The organism is Butyricimonas synergistica DSM 23225, assembly GCF_000379665.1.
GTDB classification, from domain to species: domain Bacteria; phylum Bacteroidota; class Bacteroidia; order Bacteroidales; family Marinifilaceae; genus Butyricimonas; species Butyricimonas synergistica.
The window spans coordinates 845979-866308 of the sequence record NZ_KB903359.1; the positions used below are offsets into that span (position 1 = coordinate 845979).

Here is a 20330-nt window from a genome sequence, read left to right on the forward strand (position 1 = left end):
TTGCAAATATGTTACCGTTAGATTTGTCGTTTCAAGTAGATCATGTCGACGCAGGGACGACCGTTGTCGATGATGGGTTCGGGGTAATTGTCGGTGAAGAAGTTTTTGACCACGTGATCCCGCTCGAAGCCGCAACGTTCGTAATACGCCACCCGCGAGTCGGAGGTTCCTACCCACAGGCAGTCGAAGTGTCCGCGGTAGTGTTTCGCGAGCGAAGAGAGTATGTATGTCCCGTAGCCCTGCCCCTGGCAGGCGGGAGCCACGGCAAGGTTCTTGATTTCACCCCGGGCGTCGACGACCGCCTCGCCAATGACTTCGCCGTCCCGCTCGAGCACGAACATCTCGCTCGCCGAGAGGTAACGGCCGATCATTTCCTCGGAAGGGTCGGCATCCAGCAAGAGTGGCAGGTAACGCTTCTTGTCGCCCGTGACTTTTACCAGCCGCAGGCGGGGATTCTTTAAACGCAGGTGCAGGAGCGGGTAAGGATCGCCGAAACCGTCGACGGCGCTCCGGCTCGCGACCTCGAACCCCAAGCGGAGGTAGAAGCCTACCGCCTGTTCGTTCTGCTCGTTGACGGTGACGGTTTCGGCGTGGTACTCGTCGACCGCCCACTCCACCAAGTCGCGCCCGATGCCCATGCCCCGGTAATCGGGATGCACGAATAGCATTTCGATGGAGGTGTCGTCCAACCCCAGGAACGCCACGACTTCGTCGCCCTCGTAATGCAGGAGGAGAGGCAGCGCGCGGCAATTCTCCCGCACGAAAGGACGGTAGAAGTCGATAGCCCCTTCTGCGAGGAAGTGGTGGGTAGCCCGCACGGAGGCTTCCCATATTTCGACGCAACGCTCGACGAGCGCGGCACTTTTCTTCGTTTGTTTCATCATTTGTTTTTTGATAACCATACGCTAATATCTTGTTTCGCGAGGGCGGTTGCCATCAAGTCCGGGAATTTATCCGGCGTGCAGGCAAAAGCCGGGACTCCCAGCTCGGCTAGGAATTGGGCGTTCTCCTTGTCGTAGAAAGGCGCCCCGTCGTCGTTCAACGCCAGCAGCACGATAAGTTGCACGCCGCTCTGCACGAGGGCGACCATCTTCTCGCGCATTCCTTTCTCGTTGCCGCCCTCGTAAAGGTCGGTGACGAGCACCAGCACCGTGTCGGCGGGACGGGTTATGACGGTTTGGCAATAGCCTAAAGCCCGGTCGATGTCCGTGCCCCCGCCTAACTGTACACCGAACAACAAATCCACGGGGTCTTGCAGGTCGTCGGTCAGGTCGACAACCGAAGTGTCGAAGACCACCATGCGGGTTTGCACGGAGGGAATGGAAGCCAGCACGGAACCGAATATGCCCGAGTAGACGACCGACGAGCCCATGGAACCGCTCTGGTCGAGGCAAAGGACAATGTCCTTCAGCGCCCGCCGTTTGCGCCCGTAGCCGACGCGCACTTCCGGGATAATGGTTTTGTATTCCGGCTGGTAGTTGCGCAGGTTTTTCTCGATGGTGGTTTTCCAGTCGATCTCGTTGTAACGGGGGTTGCGCCGCCTGCTGGAGCGATTCAACGCCCCGGCTACCGCCTGTTGCATGGGCGCGGAGAGTTTCTTCATCAGTTCGTCCACCACTTTGCGCACGACTTCGCGGGCGATCGCCTTGTTCTTTTCCGGGATAACCCGGCTCAAGGACATCAACGTCGCCACCAGGTGCACGTCGGGGACGATTGACTGGAGCATTTCTTTCTCGGTGAGCAAAGAGGTGAGGTTTAAGCGTTTTATGGCGTCTTTCTGGATCACCTGTACCACCGATCGCGGGAAGAATTCCCGAATATCACCCAGCCAACGGCTTACTTTGGGAGCCGAACCTCCCAGCCCGCCCCGCCGGTCACTGTCGTACAAGGCACGCAAAGCGTCGTCGACACGGGATTCCTCGGGAGTTAACGTTATCCCCGTGCCGTCCGCCTCATCGCCCCCGAGTATCAACCGCCATCTCTTTAAAAGAGCTTCATGCATAAATGTCTGTTTTAATCATTGAATATATCGTTATTTTATTCCCACGAGTTGCCAAATTAAAGGAATGACTTTCCGGGCATCTTCCGCGTTGAAAGCCTCGCTCCCGGCGTGCAGGCGTTTCACGCCGGAGGTTCCCTTGGCTTTCTCGCCCAGTTTCCGCCGTTCCGGCACGCTGTACTCGCTGAAGGTGCGCCTTAATATGGGCAGGAGTTCTAGGAAGGTGCCGTCGTCGAGAGAAGCCAGCCAACCGTTCACGAGTTCCCACAATTGTTCGTCCAGGAGAAGGATGGTTCCCGATGATTTCAGGAATCCCTCGAACCAGAAAGCCGTTTCGGAGGCGGCGTTGCCGCGGGAAGTGTAATATTGCAGGGTTTGAGCGGTTTCCTCGTGCCCGAGTATATTCTTGTCGCGCAGCAGACGGGTGGCATAGCCCGATAACAGGGGATGGGTGCCGCGGGACTCACGCACTTTCCGCACGAGTTCCGTCCACATGGAGATTAGTTCCGGCTGGTTTGCCGTTGCCACGGCGTAATCGACCGCGATAAACTTCTCCATCAGGTCGGCTGCCGCGTCCTCGTCGATATTGGCACACGCCAACACTCCCCCCGCCAGTACGCGCGCCATCATGGTGTAAAGCATATCGTTGACTTTCGCGTAGTCGAGGTTCCGCACGCTGCCGTAACGCACCACGGTTACCAAGCCGGGGATGGCTTTCATCATTTCCAACACGTCGGTCGTGGAGGCGGCGAGGGCATCCAGACGCCGCGTCATTTGCTCCACCAAGCCGGGCAAGTCGGCAGGAATTACCTGTTGCAATAAATCGACGAGCGCGGAGATGGAGGGTATATCTTCGGCCTGACGCACGTTGTAGGCAACGACCGCTTCCGCCAAGGTATTTCCCCAAACGGCTTTCTCGATGATAGAGAGCGTCTGTTCCGGCTCGTAGTACACGGACCAGGACTCTTTGAAAGTTCCCTTCCCGTCGCTTCCCAAGGGGCGTGCCAGGCGTATCCCGAGCAAGTTCAAACGATGGAAAACGATACTCCGTTCCAAGTCGTTCGGCTTGCGCAAGTCCAAGTTGTATTCCTTTATCCCGGTGGTTAAGGGCAAACGTAAACGCTTCAACAGTTTCTCCACGTCCACGAGCAAGGGCACTTTGGGGACATCGCCGGGGACGGCTCCCATGCGGTCGCTGATGACCAGTGCCTCCCGGATGATTTGCAGGACGACGGGGTCGCCGAAGCCCATCACCGTGGTGACGGCATCGTTGTATTCCTCGAGCGAGGGGCGGGATAATCCCCGCAGGGCCGCCGTCACTTGTGCCAAGCGTACCGTTTCGATCACGTGTGCCACGGATATGTCCATTCCCCGGGCACGGAATAGGGCTGCCACTTTACTCATCCAGCGGGTACCGTCGTCATCGGGGTAATCCCACACGTGGTCGTACCATCCCGGGGAGATGATTCCCGCCCCGTAGCCGCTGCGGTAGGACAAACGGTCGTAAGTCCACGGTATCCACGTGCATTCGACCTTTACTTTGGGCAAGCCTTTCAATAGTTCGTTATCTTCTTTTCGCGCGGGCATTTTCTCCAACCCGGGCACGTGCCAAGCCCCGCAGATGACGGCGATACGTTGGCAGCCTTCTTTTTGTGCCGCCCGGATCATCTTCCGCATCCAGGCTTCGCGCAGGGAGGTTTCCCGGTCGATCGCGGGGTATGCCTCCCGCAAGGCGGTGACGGCTTCGCGCACGGCAAGGAATATTTCTTCGTTGTTCCGGCGATTCTCGAAGTTCATTTCCCACCAAAGTTCCGGGTCGTCGTACCCTGCCGCTTTCGCGAGAGCGGCGAAAGGATCGACGTGCACCGGTTCCGGCGGCACGGGTGAGGCTTCCGCCTCCGGTTGGTTTCCCGGGGCGGATGGCATCCCCTCTTCTTCCGTGTCGTGCGCCTCTTCGCTAGCTTTTTGCAGCTCCGCTTGTTCTTCCCGCTCTTTCCATAACGCCAAATGATGTACCAGCGGCAAGTCGAAGAAACGGAGCGGTATCCCCCGCTTCACGGCATAACACATCGCCTGCCACTCCGGGGAGAACCCGGCGAAAGGATAGAAAACCGCCCGCTTGGGTTCGTCGGGCTGGTAAGCGAGCAAAGCCACGGGGGGCTTCATTTGCTCGTGAAGTACGCCCGGCAGCAAGGGTTCTGCCTCGGGCGGTCCCTCCAATAATATCATATCCGGTTCCAGTTCTTCCAAGTAGGCTTTCACGTTTTTAGCCGAACCGGGACCGTGATGTCGTATACCTAAAAAATGTATTCCGTCTGACATGGCATGAACTATTCTGTTATAGCATTTCGCGGGACGCGCGATAGATGTCCTTCCACCCGTCGCGTCCTTTCACGACGGTTTCGAGGTATTCCTGCCAGACGACGCGGTCTTGCACGGGGTCTTTGACGACAGCACCGATGATACCGGACACGAGGTCGACGGCATTCAGGCGCCCGTCGCCGAAATACCCGGACATGGCAAGCCCGTTATTCACGACGGATATGGCTTCGGCGGTGCTCAAGGTTCCGGAAGGGGTTTTCAGTTTCGTTTTCCCGTCCTCGGTTGCCCCACCCCGCAATTCGCGGAAGATGGTTACCACGCGGCGAATCTCTTCCAGTGCCGGTTTCTCGGCAGGGATGTCCATCACGGTGGAGAATCCTTCCACGCGGCGGCGCACGATGTCGATTTCTTCCTCGATGGTGTCGGGCAAAGGCAGGATCACGGTGTTGAAACGACGCTTCAAGGCACTCGAGAGTTCGTTGACTCCTTTATCCCTATTGTTGGCGGTAGCGATCACGTTGAAGCCCCGGATAGCCTGTATCTCCTTATCCAGTTCGGGAACGGGGAGGGTTTTCTCGGAGAGGATGGTGATTAACGTGTCCTGCACGTCCGAACCCACGCGGGTCAATTCCTCGATACGAGCCAGCTTGCCGTCCCGCATCGCCCGCATCACGGGAGTCTGCACTAAAGCCCCCTCGCTGGGTCCTTCCGCCAATAACTTGGCATAGTTCCAACCGTAGCGGATAGCTTCCTCGCCCGTTCCGGCTGTTCCCTGCACGATCAGCGTGGAATCACCGGATATGGCTGCCGCCAAATGTTCGCTTACCCAGCTCTTTGCCGTTCCCGGCAGACCGTATAACAATAAAGCCCGATCGGTGACCAAGGTTGCCACGGCGATCTCGATCAGCCGACGGTTCCCGATATATTTTGGACTAATTTGAAAACCATTCTTTAGTGTTCCCCCCATCAGATAGGTCACGACCGATTGCGGGGATAGTTGCCAGTTCTCCGGAACCTTGTTGGTTTCGTTTTTCTTTAACTCGTGCAGTTCTTCCTCGAACTGTTGCTCCGCGTGTTGTCTTAGTAATAAACCCATATTGTAAGTTGTTTAATTTAAAGACGGTATTTACACATCCGCTGTAAATCCTTCTTGTATATCCTTTTTTATTTGTATTAATTGCTGCATACGCACGGTGAATTCCCAATGGCTTCCGCTATTCTCTTTTGCTGCTCCTAGTTCCCCGATATAGCCAAGCAGCGATACCGGAAGGCGTAATGCCAGTTGCTCGCAGGTGGGGCGGTCGTAATAACAATAGGTCATGCTGTAAATCATTTTCAGAACGCCGCGGGAGAAGTTCTCGCCCCATTCCTCATCGTTGTCGTCCAGCCATTGCATCACGTAGAAGTTTTGTTGCGCTTTCCCTTCCAGGTTCAATTCCTCCCGCTGCCCGACGGATAGCATGGGCACAAGGGGGAGCAATTCCGGGTGTTGCAATACCCGCTCGCCTTTCAGCCAGTAGTACGCCCATTGGCGGTCGTTGAAGTTGAAAATGGCGTTTTCTAAATGAATATACTTGGAAAAAGGCGGGGATTTACGCATGCGCCGCGCCGCCGTTTCAAGGTCGCATTCCAAGATTTCACTCCAGAAGGACAAGGGTACGCACTCTGCCATTTGTCTTAATATGTAATCGCTGTCGCTCTCTCCTTTATTGCTACTGACCTCGTTGATACCCGCTTTTTTGAACTCGTCCGAGTAAGCCACGGGGTCGACAGACCAACCGAGCAGGCGGCGATAGTGCAAGTGCTGCTTTAATGTCCGGGCGTATAATCCGACGATAGCGGAATCGGGTATCCTCCGCAACAGGTCGAGGGCGGTATCCCTTACCGTGCTGCTACGATCGCCGGCACGCACGCTTTCCAAGAATTCTTCGTCCGATTTGGACAAACCGGTCTTCAAACACTCCAGCAATTCCGCCCGATGTTGTGCCGGCTCGTTCTTCCATTCCGTGCGCAAGAGTTCGATCCCCCGGGGAGGATCGCTTTCCCTTACCCGGGACAGGATGCTTTTCCGGTCGGCGTGTGTTGCCGTTTCCCAATCCTCGTTTCCTTCTTCCTGCATGGGCGGGTAGTTCATCAAGGGCAGCAACCACCGTCCCCGGTTGCCGATCAGGGAAGCCAACAGGCGTTTCTCGCACTTTGCCGTCTGGCTACCTGGCAAGAATGCCCTTTCCAACACGTCCAGCAGGTATTCCGCGGGGATCAAATAGCCCCGTTCCGCGGCCGTCTTGTACCACAAGAGTAGCATATGCACATACTTTTCGCCTAACAGCATTCCCAATAATGCCGCCGCTTTTTTCCCGGGGTAAGGCATCGTTTCCGGCTCCGCGACCGTGACCGGAATGGGGTCTTTCAAGTTCAAAGGTTCTAACCCGGAACGGTAATAAGCGAAGAAGGCTGCCGCTATCTTGTAAAAGAGGTCCTCCCCGTCCGCCGCGGTTTCCTTTATTTTCGACAAGGTATCGCCCAAGTCTTCCGGCAGGTCCTCGGCGGATAGTTCCCGGTTAGCCGTCCCCAGCAGGGCTGTATTGATTACGTTATCCGTTATGCTCATTGTTCAACGTGTAATATTTATCATCTATCCATAATGACAAGGCTCTCCACACGCGTTCTCCCGCCATGAAGAAGCCCGTGAATTCCCGACCGCCGGTCACGGCGAGCCCTTTCAGACGGGCGGATTCTCCCGCGCCCAACGCCACGAAACGCCAGTCCCTGTCCCGCAACCAAAACTGCCCCTCGTGTACCGCGAAACGCACCCCGCTCACGATGACCGGCACTTCGTGGAGAAAAGGGTTTACCGTGAGTTTCTCCCGAAAATACCGCATCGCTTCCGACAAGCCCGCGTATCCCGCACTCCCGTCCGTCACCGGGAATATTTCCCCCGGTCCCCGCTGCTCGCGCACCAAGACCCGGGTCGGGTCGATCCCCCGGTAAAAGGTTAAGTCTGCCCGGACGACGTTGCCGGGCATAAAGGCGATCTCCGGCAATGCCCCCGCCATGATAAACTGCAAGAATAGGGCGTATTTCTTACTTTGTCGCCCGTACAACCAATTGTACTCGACGGTCAGGCGGTCTTGTTGTAAAGACTCCGTACCTACCACGTACCAGTCATCGGTCACCGTCTGACCTTTCGCGAGTACTTCCTCCTTCGATTGGGGGTATCCCACGAGGGTACGAATCTCATCCTGCCATTCCCCGGGCAGTCGGCCCAGGTGTTTATAACTTTCCGCCACGAGATAGGCTTTGCTTAATAAGGCGGTCAACAGGTATTTCCAGTCTTCCCCGAAATAGTTGATTTCCTGCAACTGACGCATCATGCCCGCCAATCCCGGAGCCTGCGCGTCCACCATACGTTTCGCGATTCCCTCGAACAGCTCCCGCGCCCGTTCCGGTACGTTCAACAAACCGTTACGCGCTAGATCCCTGAGCCAGCCTTGTAAGTCCTCGGCTCCTCCCAGCACCTTTCGATGTCGTGCTTCCAGGCGTTTCGCCTGAGCCTCGGCATCTACCGGTTTGTCGCTTTTCTCTTTCTTTTCCGCCGCTTTATTCACCCGTTTATCCAACCACTCGACGACCCACGCGGGTTCTTCCCCGGTAGAAAACAGGTCCGGTTGTGACGCGTATAGAAATAGTAATCCCAAACTATGTTTACAAGGAAATTTACGACTCGGGCAAGAACATTTGAAAGCTATATTCTGCAAATCCACCTGTGTCTGGTAAGGATTCGCCCCGCTTCCCTGGCAATGTCCCCACAATGCCCGTCCGCTAGCCCCCCGCAATACCCATTTCGCCGCCGAGGCCAAGCCCTTCCCGGCTTTCACGGATGCCGCATCAGGAGCTAACTTAATAATCTGCTCTTCTGATAATTGCATGTATCCACATTTTCAATATTCAATGTCGGCAAATTTAAGGGTAAATATGAGATATCAAAACGTCCATCAACGAAATTCATGTTGATGGACGCAATATATTTAGGATTTTCTGTAATAAATACGGTATAAAAGAACTATTCCCAACAGATCTTATCAAGCAAAGTAGCTAACTCTTTCATTCCCGGTCTATACGCGAAAGCCATACGTATTTTAAAATTCTTATCGATTAATATAAAACGGGGGATACCGCTAATACGGTAGGCTTCTTGGAACTTTTTATTGACAGCATGCCACTCGAGAACGTTTCCCGCATGCGGATGAGCATTTAAATAACTCTTCCATGGTGCGGCTTTTTTGTCTATGGACACGGCTACAAACTTGATGTTCTTTCCCTCGTATTGCCGTGCCAATTCATGAAAGACGGGCGCTAGGGCTTTGCAAGGATTGCACCACGTTGCCCATACATCTATAAACATAGGGGTTCCTTTGTAATCCGACAATTTATGCAAGTTACCGCCCGCGTCTTCAAACTCGAAATCCATCGCTTCCATTCCGGCCAAAAGATTGCGTTTATCCGCCACGTGTTCCTCAACCACCCGCGACACGACGGGATCTTTGACCCGTTCCCGGAATTCCAAAAGCTCGAGGCTATAGAGACGTGTCACGTCGTTCAATACCTGCATCAACGCGTATTCTTCTTCAAAAAGCGTGTAACCGATTTGTTTCGCAAAATCGGGTTCTATATCATGAACTATATTCGCGAGCAGCCGACTAACCTGAATGTATTGAAGTACATCTTGTTCTTTGTAACGCTTGTACAATTTACGGGCATTTTTTAAAAATTCCCGTGAAAAAGAAGTATTCTTGAACCCGGCATGCCACGCTTCAAAATCCGCGGGAGAGTATTCACTTTGTCTTCTCTGCACGAGGTTTTGATAGTAATTTAACAAAGTATGAACAGCCATGAAATCAACGCGAAGGCAGCAATCGTTCACGAACTTTCCCGGATGAAATGTATTTTTCACGACTCGTTTCAAGGAATCGGCATTAAAATACACTTGACGCCGGTATTCTTTGTAGGTGGTTTCGGGGGTAAATTGCCCCGGGTAAAGCATGCCGTATCCCAAGAACCAATCTTGATTGAGCCACGCGTTCTCTTCCGCCAAATCACCCGAGAATGTTGATTTTTCCCGTTCCCGGTTATTGTAATCAATGATAATCACACTACCCGGTTTCACGAAGATGTTGAGCGCACCCCAACCGTATAGTTTATAATATTCGCCTTCCGGGTCGGTTACCGGTAACGAAAAGGCGAGAGAATCCCCCGGGAGTAGCCGCTCGGACCGGATCATGTCATATTTTGTTTCTTTAATCAATTCTGCCGGGTAACGTTGGAACACGGGATGTGGTTTGAATATCACCGTTGCGTTTTGAGCAAAAGAGGTTAATGTACATAGTATACAGAGAACCCCTAGAAGAAGTGATTTATTAGATCTTCCCATCACGTGCTATTTTAATTCAAAACCTATTGATTTCACAACCTCGCGCATGATCCGGAACTTTTCGATTACCATGGGATATTCCGCATATTCCGCCTCGAAGGCTTGGCTACTGTACGAAATCACCGCCATGACGTAATCCTCGATATCAGCATTTTCATCCCCCAGCGTGTAATACCACTTCGTCACGTCCGGGTCCGAGACATAGTGATATTTCGAGCGGTCAAAATCCAAGAAGCCGTACACTTCCCAGCGAGCCGGGGACAAACACACGTACCCCGGGTAACGAGGAACACGTACTTCCATCTTGTAATAGCTCCGTTGAGTCGCGGGGTCGTAGCTGACCCGCTTGAATGTTTCCAAACCGGCAGAGGGGGTTTTCGCCAAGTAATTTATAGCCAAGTAGACGAGGATCTCGTTAGCCCGATACGCCTTCTCCTCGACGGACATTCCCGCGATAACGGGTATGTCGGCTATCGCCAAGGTTTCCATCGCCTGGTGTACTTTTTTCATGTCTTTCGCTCCTCCCGCGTATTGTTGCTCGTATATCGAGTCCAGCAAAAGGATGGACTGGATATGGAAGATGTCCGGCACAAGGGGCAAAAACACTTTGTCGATAAATTCTATCCCTGCCAGCTTATCGGCTTCGTCTTGTATTAAAGCGATACGTTTAGCCACGATGCTGTACACGTTAGCCGGATTATTGAGGTTGTAGTTTAAATCCAACACTTTGTGATAGACGATGGGCTGCCCGTTATGGTCTATGCCCCGTTCCTGTTGCCCGATGGTATCGTTAAGGAAGACGGGTATGCCCCAGCTGGAGTAGACCCCGTAGGCGGCGTGCTGCACCGCGTCATCCGGGTTGTCTTGTATCATGAACCATTCCGCGTCCACGTACGAGGGTGTCAAATCATCTTCCTTGCTACATCCCACGGCAAAGAACAATATCGTTAAAAGTAATATATGGTATTTCATTTGCGTTAATATTAAAAGCGTTTAAACATTTCTCTCTGGGGACGAGCGGTATTATCCACCATGTTCCCCTTGTTGAATTCGATTACCGACCGTGGGATCGGGATCACGTAAGCGGGTTCCGAGGCGTACTCGTTCAACCGGTAACTACCCAGATACTCAAGCTGCCAAGTCGTGTTGTTATAAAAATACTGGTCATGAATGATGGGCTTGGAATACGGGTAGCGGGAATGAACGGCATAGCGGCGCAAATCGAACCAGCGATGCCCCTCGAAGCAAAGTTCCCGGCGGCGTTCGTCACGAATCAACTCGACCAACTTTTCGCCAGCCCGCTTGTCGAGGGCGACATAAGTACCCTGTTTCACCCGTTTGACGCGCAGTTCCTCGATCAGGTCCCGTGCCTCATCTTCCCGGGAGAGCATAGCCAGGGCTTCCGCTTTGTTCAGCAAGACCTCGGGCAACCGGAGCAAACACTCGGACGAAACCATGCCATCACGCGTGTCGACTAACTTTTTCACTAAATAAAGCGGGTTATACGGGTCTTTATATATCCCTAACCACGACCCGAATCGCAGGTCATTCCCCGGTTCCCGGCTATACATGCCGATCAAGTCATCGGAGACGTTAAAATTACTCATATCCATAACAGACATATTATATTGCCCCGCAAAACAATACCCTCCCTGGGAAAATATCGTTTCGGGGGAATCCTTGTACGTCACGCTGACGCCATCCCGTATGTTCCCGTACTGGTCCGGGACCACCAGTGCCAAACGCTGGTTGTAATCCAAAAGGGTGTAGCCTCCTTGCAACACCGTGTCGGCCGAGGCGAGCACCTTCTCGTACTCTTCCATGTACAAGTAGACGCGGCTCAGTAAAGCGTGTGCCGCATAGAAGCCAGCGCGATAGACGGTCTTGTGCTCTTTACCTTTCAACAAACGGGTAGCCTCGGTAAGGTCCTCGATGACACGGGCGTAGGTTTCTTGCAGCGTGTTGCGCTTGAAGTAAACGTCCTCTATATATTCCGTGGTCTTCACGGGGACACCCAAGTCGGTTGCCGCCGAGGCTTTCGCGTAAGGTTTGGCGTAAATATTCGCCAAATAGAAATAGTACATTCCCCGCAAGAAGTAACATTCGCCCTTGATGCGTTCCAATTTTTCCGGTTGGTCGTGCATCTCTTCCGTTTTGGAGAGTATAACATTTACCGCACTGATGTGCTTGTACAACCGTTTCCAGTCGGAATCTTCCACCTCTTCTCCCTCGCGCGTGTAAGGATATTCCGACCAAAGATAAAAATTGGCAAACTCGGTAAATACAGTACCGATCCACGTCCCCCCGGTGTTAATTTGAGTGATATCATCATCCATCACGTGCAACCAGGGGAAATAATACCCGTCACTGCTCCCCAAACCGATACCGGCATTATTTTCCGGCACCTTCATGTACCCGTCCCCGATCAATATCTCGTCCAAATCCGCCGCTGTTTTCGCGTAAGTCAGATCCTGGGAATACTCTTCCAAGAAAGAGTCACACGAGCTAAAGAAGAAAAGAAGCGGGATTAAATAACTTATATAACTTTTCATAGCTTCTATCGATTAAAAAGTGATACCTAAATTAACGGAATACGAGGGACGAATAGACAAATTCAATTTATCGGTTGTCCCCGACTGGGAAGGATCCTGCCCTTTCAGTTTTGAACTGCAAATCGTGAACAGGTTACTCCCGGAAATCCCGATATATGCCGTTTTCAATAACAATTTCTTACAGAATTCCTCCGGCAACGTGTAGTTAAACACGAAAGATTGCAACTTCAAATAATTCCCGCTCACGGTACGGATATCGGAATTATCATACATTTGCCAGATGTTGTCGGCAAACTTAATCGAGTTATAATCTGATCTACCCCACCAAGGACTCAACGTTCTGCTATATTCGGCATTTGATAACAATCCCGGGATATTCGTGTGCTTCTCGTCACCCGGACGTTGCCAACGTTTCACGAATTCCCGACGCACGTTCCTTTCCGGAAGAGGAGCTACCGTTGTTCCATTTTGATTCGCCCCGTACAATTGCATCAACCGGATTTTAGAACCAAACGAGTAAGAGAGATTAAAACTCAATGACATCCGTTTGTAGGAAAAAGTATTCGACACGCCACCTTGCAGTACCGGCACCCGCGTACCAGACACCTTCATCACCCGGCGGAAGACGTCCTCCCGCTCCATTTTCAGGTATTCATCTTTAAGTTCTTCCTCCACGTCATAAAACATCGGGCGTCCGTCCTCGGGCGACAACCCTTTAAACTTGTAGGAGAAGAAAGTATTCAGAGGCTCTCCTTCAATCAACGCCGAGCCATCCAGGTAATTCGTGTAGAATATCTCATCCTGTTCTCTCTCGAAACTATTATTATTGACCGCTTTCGTCAACAACGTGTTCAATACTTGTCCTATTTGCGGGTCAATATCCCAACGGAAACCACCGATGTTAGCACCCGCTTTGATAGGGGTAAAATTGAAACTCATCTCGAACCCCTTGTTTTCCACAGTTCCGGAATTAATCACGTAGGTTTCCACTCCATTAATATCCGCCACGGTTTTGCTCAAAAAGGCGTCTTTGGTCTTCTTGTAAAAATAGGAGAAAGTTCCACGGATACGGTTATTGAACAAGGCAAAGTCCACGGAACCGTTGAACGCCCCGGTTTTTTCCCATCGCAAATCGGGGTTGGGGTAATGTTGTATATTCGACTCGTACTCGCCGAAATAATCGTTCATATTCCCTTTCTTGATAATCAACTCGGGTGTCTGTTCGCTCAACATATTTCCCTGGTACCCGAAAGAACTTCTCACGGATAACCCGTTAACCCAATTTACATCCCGCAATATATTCGCTTTCATATCCCAACTCGCGGAAACCGACCATACCGGCAATATCTTTTCGTTACTGCGATCCCCGAACTTGTTGGAAGCATCCGCACGTGTGTTAAAATTAAACGAATAAGCATTATTCAACGTATAGGTCAATGTCAAATAAGCCGACATCTCGTTTTGAATGTTATCCGTGAGTACCCCTCTCGCATCTTCCTGTTCCATTTGCCATTTAGCAAAAGCAGGATAGACGTCAGGATCCAGCGTCGCGATCATCTTTCCCCGCTCGGGCAAGTACCCCCGGTGAACCTGACGTTTCCCGTCATATTTTGAAGACGACAACTCGAAACCCACGGCAGCATTAATCAAATGTTTTTGCTCACTATCCAAGAATTTCGTGAAATCAAATTGCAGACGGGTAGTATAATTGTCATTCCGGGTAAAATCCTCGCGATATTCTCCCCCCACGGGCAATAAACTGACAGCCTTTTGATCGGGAGTTAATTCCACCCCGTAATTCGTACCCCGGAGATTTGACGCGTAGAAAGAATTCTCGCCGATAAAAGTTTCCTGCATCGTGTTATTGATACTGTATGAAAATATGAATTGAGTTTTCAACCAATCGTTGAAACGATAGTTCAGATTCATATTCAAGGTTATCCCAGAGCTATTGTACTCGTCACGGTAATTTTCCATCTCGTGCAAAGCATTAAATGCTAACGGGATATTGGAACTCGCGATTGAAGAACCTTTCACATCGTAAAAATAAAGGCTCCCGTCTTCGTTGAATGCCGGAATAGCACGCGATGTATTATAGGCGTAATCCAGAATATTCACCTCGCTGTTCACGTATTCCCGCACTCCTTTGTTTGCCAACATTCCGAACGAAAACGAGAATTTATTGAAACTCCCGTTTATGTTCACACTCGTGGAATAACGATCATTTTTCTCTCCCTTGATTACTCCTTTCTCGTTGGAATATCCTAAAGAAGCGTAATAACGGATATTCGAACTACCTCCCGACAGGCTCAACGTGTGGCTATTGGAAAACACATCCTCTGTGATCAAATCGAACCAATCGGTGTTCACTGTTTCCAATCTTGATACCTCATCCGTGAATTGTTGATAAGTATAGATTCCATTATTATACTTATCAAGAGCTCCTTCATAACCGACCCAATTATTGATAGTCGGGTACGATAGTCCTTTCTCGATGATCTCCCTGGAATACGCTATACGCTCTTTGGAGTTCATCAAATAAATATTCTTGTCCGAATAACGAGGTCTTGCCGTGAACTTGCCATTCAAACTGTACGTCACGGAAGGCGGACCCGTTTTTCCCTTCTTCGTGGTGATATTGATTACCCCATTTGCCGCCTTCGCCCCGTATAAAGCCGTGGCGGAAGCATCCTTTAAAATATCAATACGTTCGATGTCTTCAGGATTGATCCCGGAAATTGCATTTCCCACCAGATTAACAAAATCCAGATTATTAATTAAAGTCGGGATCACGTTCACCGGATCACGCAACACGATACCATCTAATACCCACACGGGCTCTTGGTTTCCGAGTATCGTGGAAGTTCCCCGGATTCGCAATTTCGGTGCAGCTCCCACTTGTCCCGAATTTTGCATAAAGATCATGCCCGGCACGTGTGATTCAAGCAATTGATCTATAGTTTGTACCCCGGGCACCTTGATTTTGTCCATTTCTATAGACTGGATAGCACTCGTGTTCTTCCGGCGATCAATCGTCTGGTATCCGGTAACGACGACCTCGGACAACTCGGACTGTTCTTCTTTCATCACCACGTTGATCGTGTCCTGTCCAGTACATTTCACTTCTGCCGTTTCCATCCCGATAAAGGAGAATATCAATGCCATATTCTCTATCGCAGGTAATGTTAAAGCATATCTACCGTTAGCATCAGTAGCCGTCCCGATCGTCAATCCTTTCACCACTACTGTCACGCCAGGCAACGGGATCTTTTGTTGATCCGTAACCAACCCCGTGATTCGGACATTTTTCTGCCTTGTATCTTCCATTTTTTTATCCGTGATCACAATTTGTTCTCCCACAATCTGAAACGTGTAAGCAGAATTCTCGAATACTCGTTTCAATACATTTTCCACGGTTTCATTTGTCACGGAAATCGAGATCTTCCCAACATTTTTCTCTTGCGTGTCATTATAGAAAAATTTGTAAGAAGTCTGTTTTTTAATCTCGTTAAACAGCACGGAAAGAGATACCCCTTTCAAATTCAAAGTTACCTTTCGGGGCTGCCCGGCATCGGCACCTCGAACCGGACTACAACAAATACCACCCCATATCAGCGTCAGTAAAACTATTCTTTTGAGAAATAATACTGACAACGACAAAAAATGTTGTTTTTTTTCCATAGATTTGTCATGTAAGTTTTAAATGATTATATAAAGCTTAATTTAAAAGGAGTATTCCAAGTGTTGGTAGCACGGATCGGAACTCCTTTTTATTTTTGTAAAATAATACTGTCTTTATTCATTCTGTATCGAATACCTAAATTCACGCATATCGTTTCAATAGCCGCCCGAACATCCTCCCGGTCAAATTCTCCGCTAAAAAGCTGGGAGAATGATTTTTCTGTTTCATTAATAATAGTCACACCATACCAACGCTCCAGTTTCCAGACAACATTATCAAATCGCTCGTTATCTATCACGAGTACTCCATCTTTCCATCTTACCATGTTGGCTGCATCCACCTTTATAATTTCCACGTCCCCACTCTTCGTGTTGAACACGATTTGTTCATCGGGCTTCATTACAACAGCATGTTTCCCCACCAAAACCCTCACCTTTCCTTCTACCAAAGTAGCACTGGTTTCATCCCCATCCCCATACAGATTTACTTCAAAAGAAGTACCCAGCACTTCTGTCACCAGTTCCCTTCCCCAAACAACAAACGGACGGCTAGTATCACGTGTCACTTCAAAATACACGTTTCCCCGCACTTCTACTTCCCGCCTCCCTTTGCCGAAACGTACCGGGTAACGTAATGAACTCTCCGAGTTTATCCAAACTTTAGTCCCATCTGACAACCGTAGAGAGAAACGCTCACCCGCGGGTACGATGATTTCGTTATATGCTAGTTGAAAATCCCCGACCTCCGCTAAAGAATCCTTTACTTCGTAAACGATTTCCCGTTCATTGGTCTTACTTATCTTTATATCATCTTTCGCCCCATCGGGCAACACCAAAAAATCGGAAAGTACATTTACTTTCTTGCCATCAGAAAGAGTCAATAATATTCCTTTGCTATGGCTAATTTCTTTCTCCGCGGGGACAATGTTCTTTTCCGGTTCATACAAACGCAGCAAAGCAAAAACACCAAGTATCACTACGGCAGCAGCCGAGATCATTCTCCATACCCGCTTTATATTATGTTTCGGACTTAAAGATCGGCGCATAAACTGTCGATAGTCCTCCAGTCCCGCCTCAACCATTTTCTGATCTGCATGTCTTCCCGAAGAAAGATTCCAAACTTTCCTGAACTTATCGAAATAGAGTTTATTCCGCTCGTTCTCTATCCATTTCGAGAAATACACAATTTCCTTTTGATCTGCCTGATTCGACAAAATTCGAATCAATAATTCATTTATATTGAAGGTTTCCATTTCCATCTTTTCTGCCTTTTATACACTAAAGACAGATAAAACAAGTTTTACCCCCAATGAGATACCGAAAAAAATAAAATAATTTGCAACAACCAATCCAATTCTTCTCGCAACTTACTCAAAGCTATAGTTATATGACGTTCTACCGTTTTTTCGGAAATATTCAATTTTTCTGCAATCTCCCGATTTTTCAACCCCTCCACCTTACTTAAAACAAATACTTCCCTACATTTTTCAGGCAACGAGGCTATTGCTTCATCCAATGCTTTGGCGATATCTGCTTGCCACAACTCCATTTCAGCCTCGGGTGATTGAATAACATTTGAAAAATAAAGGTCAGCCAATTGTTCTTGTTCATATTTTTGAATATTCTTTTTATGAACCAGTGTATTTAAACACCCGTGGTAAACCGATTTAAAAAGATAAGCTTTGACTGAAAGAGAAATATTCAGGAGTTCACGCCCTTCCCATATTTTATAATACATTTGTTGGACTACATCCCGGGCGGTTTCCAAATCATTTAATATCCGGTCGGCATAATTCAACAAAGAATCATAATATGTGGTATAAATATACTCGAAAGCTGATATCTCGCCACATTTTAATACTTCCAACAATTCTTTATCATCTGAATAATTCACGACCATCAACATTAATAACTATGCAAATATAGAATTTCTCCTTCAAATCATTCTATTTCATTCCATAAAAAAAACTTGCCCAAATATCTAAAGACAATAAATATTGGACAAGTAAACAGTATAAATATAATGATATTCCCCTATCACCTCTTTTTCATTCGACAAATATCGATTTCAATTCTTCCACATCATGAATATCTTCCACTCTTTGACGAACAGAACCATCTGGAAGCATGACAATAAAAGTCGGGAATGTATTTACACCGAACTGTTTAACCAATTCAAGTCCCTTTTCTTTTTTCACATCGTATTCCAAACAAAGGAAGTTTCTGTTCAACAAGTCACAGACATTCTCTTGTTCAAGTATTGCAACTTCGTTATTCATAAAACAAATGAATAGTTTACGACCTTGACGCTTCGCTTTCACCAAAGCTTCCTCGTAACTCAGATTCTGAAAATAAACGCCCACGCTTGCCGCTATTTTAAGCGACTCAAAGTAATTCGCTACATAATCGGTACTATTTCCAGCGATATTCATGTATTTATCCTCCAAGCGAATAAGCCGATTCAAATCCTCTTTCGTTGCTTTCTCCCGAATAGCATTAATCGCATTCATAGTAGCCCACAATTCTCCGTTTTCGTTTGTCTCGACCTCTCCGGCCAAAACAATCACTTTTTCAACATCACGCTCTGCACTAGCCAGCCTCAATTCCAAATCACGGGTTAAAAGTTCTTTATTCGACAGATCAAGTTTGGCTAGTTCTCCTCGCATTTTTCTTAGTAATTCCACGGAATCCGCTGAAAAACGCAATTGATTCGTGAATGTATTAACCAGATATTGTTCCACTTTTTCTTTACCTATATTCTTATAAAAAGTCAAAACGTGATCTAAAACAAGCTGATAATCTGCAGTTCCATATACACTCTTCTCTAGAATTGGCCAATACTCTTTTTTCATTTTATCTTTCCGCGTCAATAGGGCATTCAATTTCTCTCCCACCTCTGCACTCTTTTCCTTTTCAAATGCCTCGTTCAGCGCGATCTGGTATGCCATCAATTGCTTTTTATTCATTTTCCCTTGTTGATGTATCTTTTCCAAATAATCAAGAGAAGTCTTCGTGTTCAATCCTCGTTCCACTCTCGCGATAATTTTGTCGACATCCCCGCCACCCACGATTTTGTGTTGCACGGTGCCATCGGGACGAATGATAAAGAAGGTCGGGAAAGCTTTCAGGGGAAATCGTTTCGCCAATTCTTTCCCCTCTCCCTTTTCCATGTCAAACTTCACGGAAATAAACCTCGGGTTAAAGAAATCGCCGGCTTCTTTCCGGGGGAAAACATTATCGGTCATGTATTTGCAGGGACCACACCAACTCGTGTAGCAATCCATGAATACAAGTTTATTTTCAGCCTTGGCTTTAGCTAAAGCTTCTTCAAAGGTGAGGTGCTCGAAATTCACGCCTCCTTGACAAAATGCCGCGAAGCTCGAAAAAAGCAGTGCTATCATTAAAAATATACGTCTCATATCTATATAATTTACAAGCCAAAATAAAAGATACCCGGATCTCTCCAAGTACCTTTCATTTTCAATTAAAACAATTAAAACACAACATAAAATACAAAATTCAAAGAACTCCCAACAAAAACATTTATACAAGTTACACTTTCATTTTCGCTAAAAGAGTTCACTTTTAAGGGAGTGCTACAAGTATTATTCCTGGCGTATAAGCATCACCCGAGAGATAAACAGGTGAAGAACTTCTATTGCCAAGAACATCAATAGCTTCTATCTTAAAGTTTATATTTGGAGGAACATTAAAATAAAGATCAGTAGAATATGGCTTAGAATATATCACATTTCCATTTTCCAAACACAACAGAACTTGTGCAATCGGATTTGTTGCATACACTCTAACTGCATAAGTTACACCATCAGGGTCTGTTGGGTCTGTTGGGTCCGTTGGATCTGTTGGGTTTGTTGGGTTTGTTGGGTTTGTTGAATCTGCTCCTTCCCCAACTTTTACCCTCCAAATTTGTAAATTTGAAGTAACTGTTATTGGATTACTAAAATAAGTCATTCCTCTCACATCAAGTACTCTTACATAAAACGTACCAATCTCCAATGGCAAATTGAAGTATACTTTACTTACTATAACAGAATCATTTAAAACTGTACATTCTTCAAAAAAAGGCGCCATCGTAGGATCTTGTCCCGGATGAATAGACACTAGAGCTGGTGTAGGATTTCCTGCAGTATCTGTAACATGAACACAGAAATTATGGGTCGCTTCTGGAGGAAGTTCCAGTGATAAACTCTTCGTCGTTAACAATATATTTTCTTCATCAAAAAGGGAATCGTTAGCTTTTTCGCAACTCAAAAAGCTAAACAATACCATAAAATAAATTATCTGTTTAATTTTCATAATTCGGTATTTAGTTTATCATTAGGTA

Annotated in this window: 14 protein-coding genes; all 14 read right to left on the reverse strand. The window is 48.3% G+C overall.

All coding sequences use genetic code 11. From position 1 onward, the window contains the following. Nucleotides 1-17: 17 nt before the first annotated feature. Nucleotides 18-881: a GNAT family N-acetyltransferase gene (locus A3CY_RS23235; RefSeq protein ID WP_026207271.1), complete on the reverse strand. Its 864-nt coding sequence runs from the start codon at nt 879-881 to the stop codon at nt 18-20. Then, nucleotides 881-2002 (reverse strand): VWA domain-containing protein, encoded by a 1122-nt coding sequence (locus A3CY_RS0103810; RefSeq protein WP_018336576.1) that lies wholly within the window; start codon nt 2000-2002, stop codon nt 881-883. Before A3CY_RS0103810 ends, A3CY_RS23235 begins: the two co-directional genes overlap by 1 nt. Before the next feature lie 30 nt (nt 2003-2032). Further along, complete coding sequence (locus tag A3CY_RS0103815; protein ID WP_018336577.1) at nt 2033-4321, reverse strand: DUF5682 family protein; 2289 nt, start codon at nt 4319-4321, stop codon at nt 2033-2035. 16 nt (nt 4322-4337) lie between these two features. Then, the gene (locus A3CY_RS0103820) at nt 4338-5417 is read right to left on the reverse strand and encodes an ATP-binding protein (RefSeq protein ID WP_018336578.1); all 1080 of its coding nucleotides are present in this window, start codon (nt 5415-5417) and stop codon (nt 4338-4340) included. A gap of 30 nt (nt 5418-5447) precedes the next feature. Continuing rightward, nucleotides 5448-6932 carry a DUF5691 domain-containing protein gene (locus A3CY_RS0103825; RefSeq protein WP_018336579.1) on the reverse strand — a complete coding sequence of 495 codons (1485 nt, stop codon included), beginning with the start codon at nt 6930-6932 and terminating at the stop codon, nt 5448-5450. Then, a complete protein-coding gene (locus tag A3CY_RS0103830; protein ID WP_018336580.1) occupies nt 6916-8250 on the reverse strand; it encodes an SWIM zinc finger family protein in 1335 nt (444 codons plus the stop codon). The genes A3CY_RS0103825 and A3CY_RS0103830 overlap by 17 nt, the downstream gene beginning before the upstream one ends. A gap of 134 nt (nt 8251-8384) precedes the next feature. Then, on the reverse strand, nt 8385-9671 hold the full coding sequence (locus A3CY_RS21845; RefSeq protein WP_051082672.1) for a TlpA family protein disulfide reductase: 1287 nt from the start codon (nt 9669-9671) through the stop codon (nt 8385-8387). 87 nt (nt 9672-9758) lie between these two features. Further along, nucleotides 9759-10724, reverse strand: a complete 966-nt coding sequence (locus tag A3CY_RS0103840; RefSeq protein ID WP_026207272.1) for a hypothetical protein — start codon at nt 10722-10724, stop codon at nt 9759-9761. Nucleotides 10725-10735: 11 nt separating this feature from the next. Further along, nucleotides 10736-12304: a RagB/SusD family nutrient uptake outer membrane protein gene (locus tag A3CY_RS0103845; protein WP_018336583.1), complete on the reverse strand. Its 1569-nt coding sequence runs from the start codon at nt 12302-12304 to the stop codon at nt 10736-10738. A 12-nt stretch (nt 12305-12316) separates the two neighbouring features. After that, nucleotides 12317-15985, reverse strand: a complete 3669-nt coding sequence (locus A3CY_RS0103850) for a SusC/RagA family TonB-linked outer membrane protein (RefSeq protein WP_018336584.1) — start codon at nt 15983-15985, stop codon at nt 12317-12319. Nucleotides 15986-16074: 89 nt separating this feature from the next. Beyond that, nucleotides 16075-17244, reverse strand: coding sequence for a FecR family protein (locus tag A3CY_RS0103855; protein ID WP_018336585.1), 1170 nt, complete (start codon nt 17242-17244; stop codon nt 16075-16077). Nucleotides 17245-17285: 41 nt separating this feature from the next. Next, complete coding sequence (locus A3CY_RS0103860; RefSeq protein ID WP_155828171.1) at nt 17286-17885, reverse strand: RNA polymerase sigma-70 factor; 600 nt, start codon at nt 17883-17885, stop codon at nt 17286-17288. A gap of 148 nt (nt 17886-18033) precedes the next feature. Next, nucleotides 18034-19404, reverse strand: coding sequence for a thioredoxin family protein (locus A3CY_RS21850; RefSeq protein ID WP_081619423.1), 1371 nt, complete (start codon nt 19402-19404; stop codon nt 18034-18036). A 166-nt stretch (nt 19405-19570) separates the two neighbouring features. Then, nucleotides 19571-20302, reverse strand: coding sequence for a hypothetical protein (locus tag A3CY_RS0103870; RefSeq protein ID WP_026207274.1), 732 nt, complete (start codon nt 20300-20302; stop codon nt 19571-19573). Nucleotides 20303-20330: the final 28 nt, after the last annotated feature.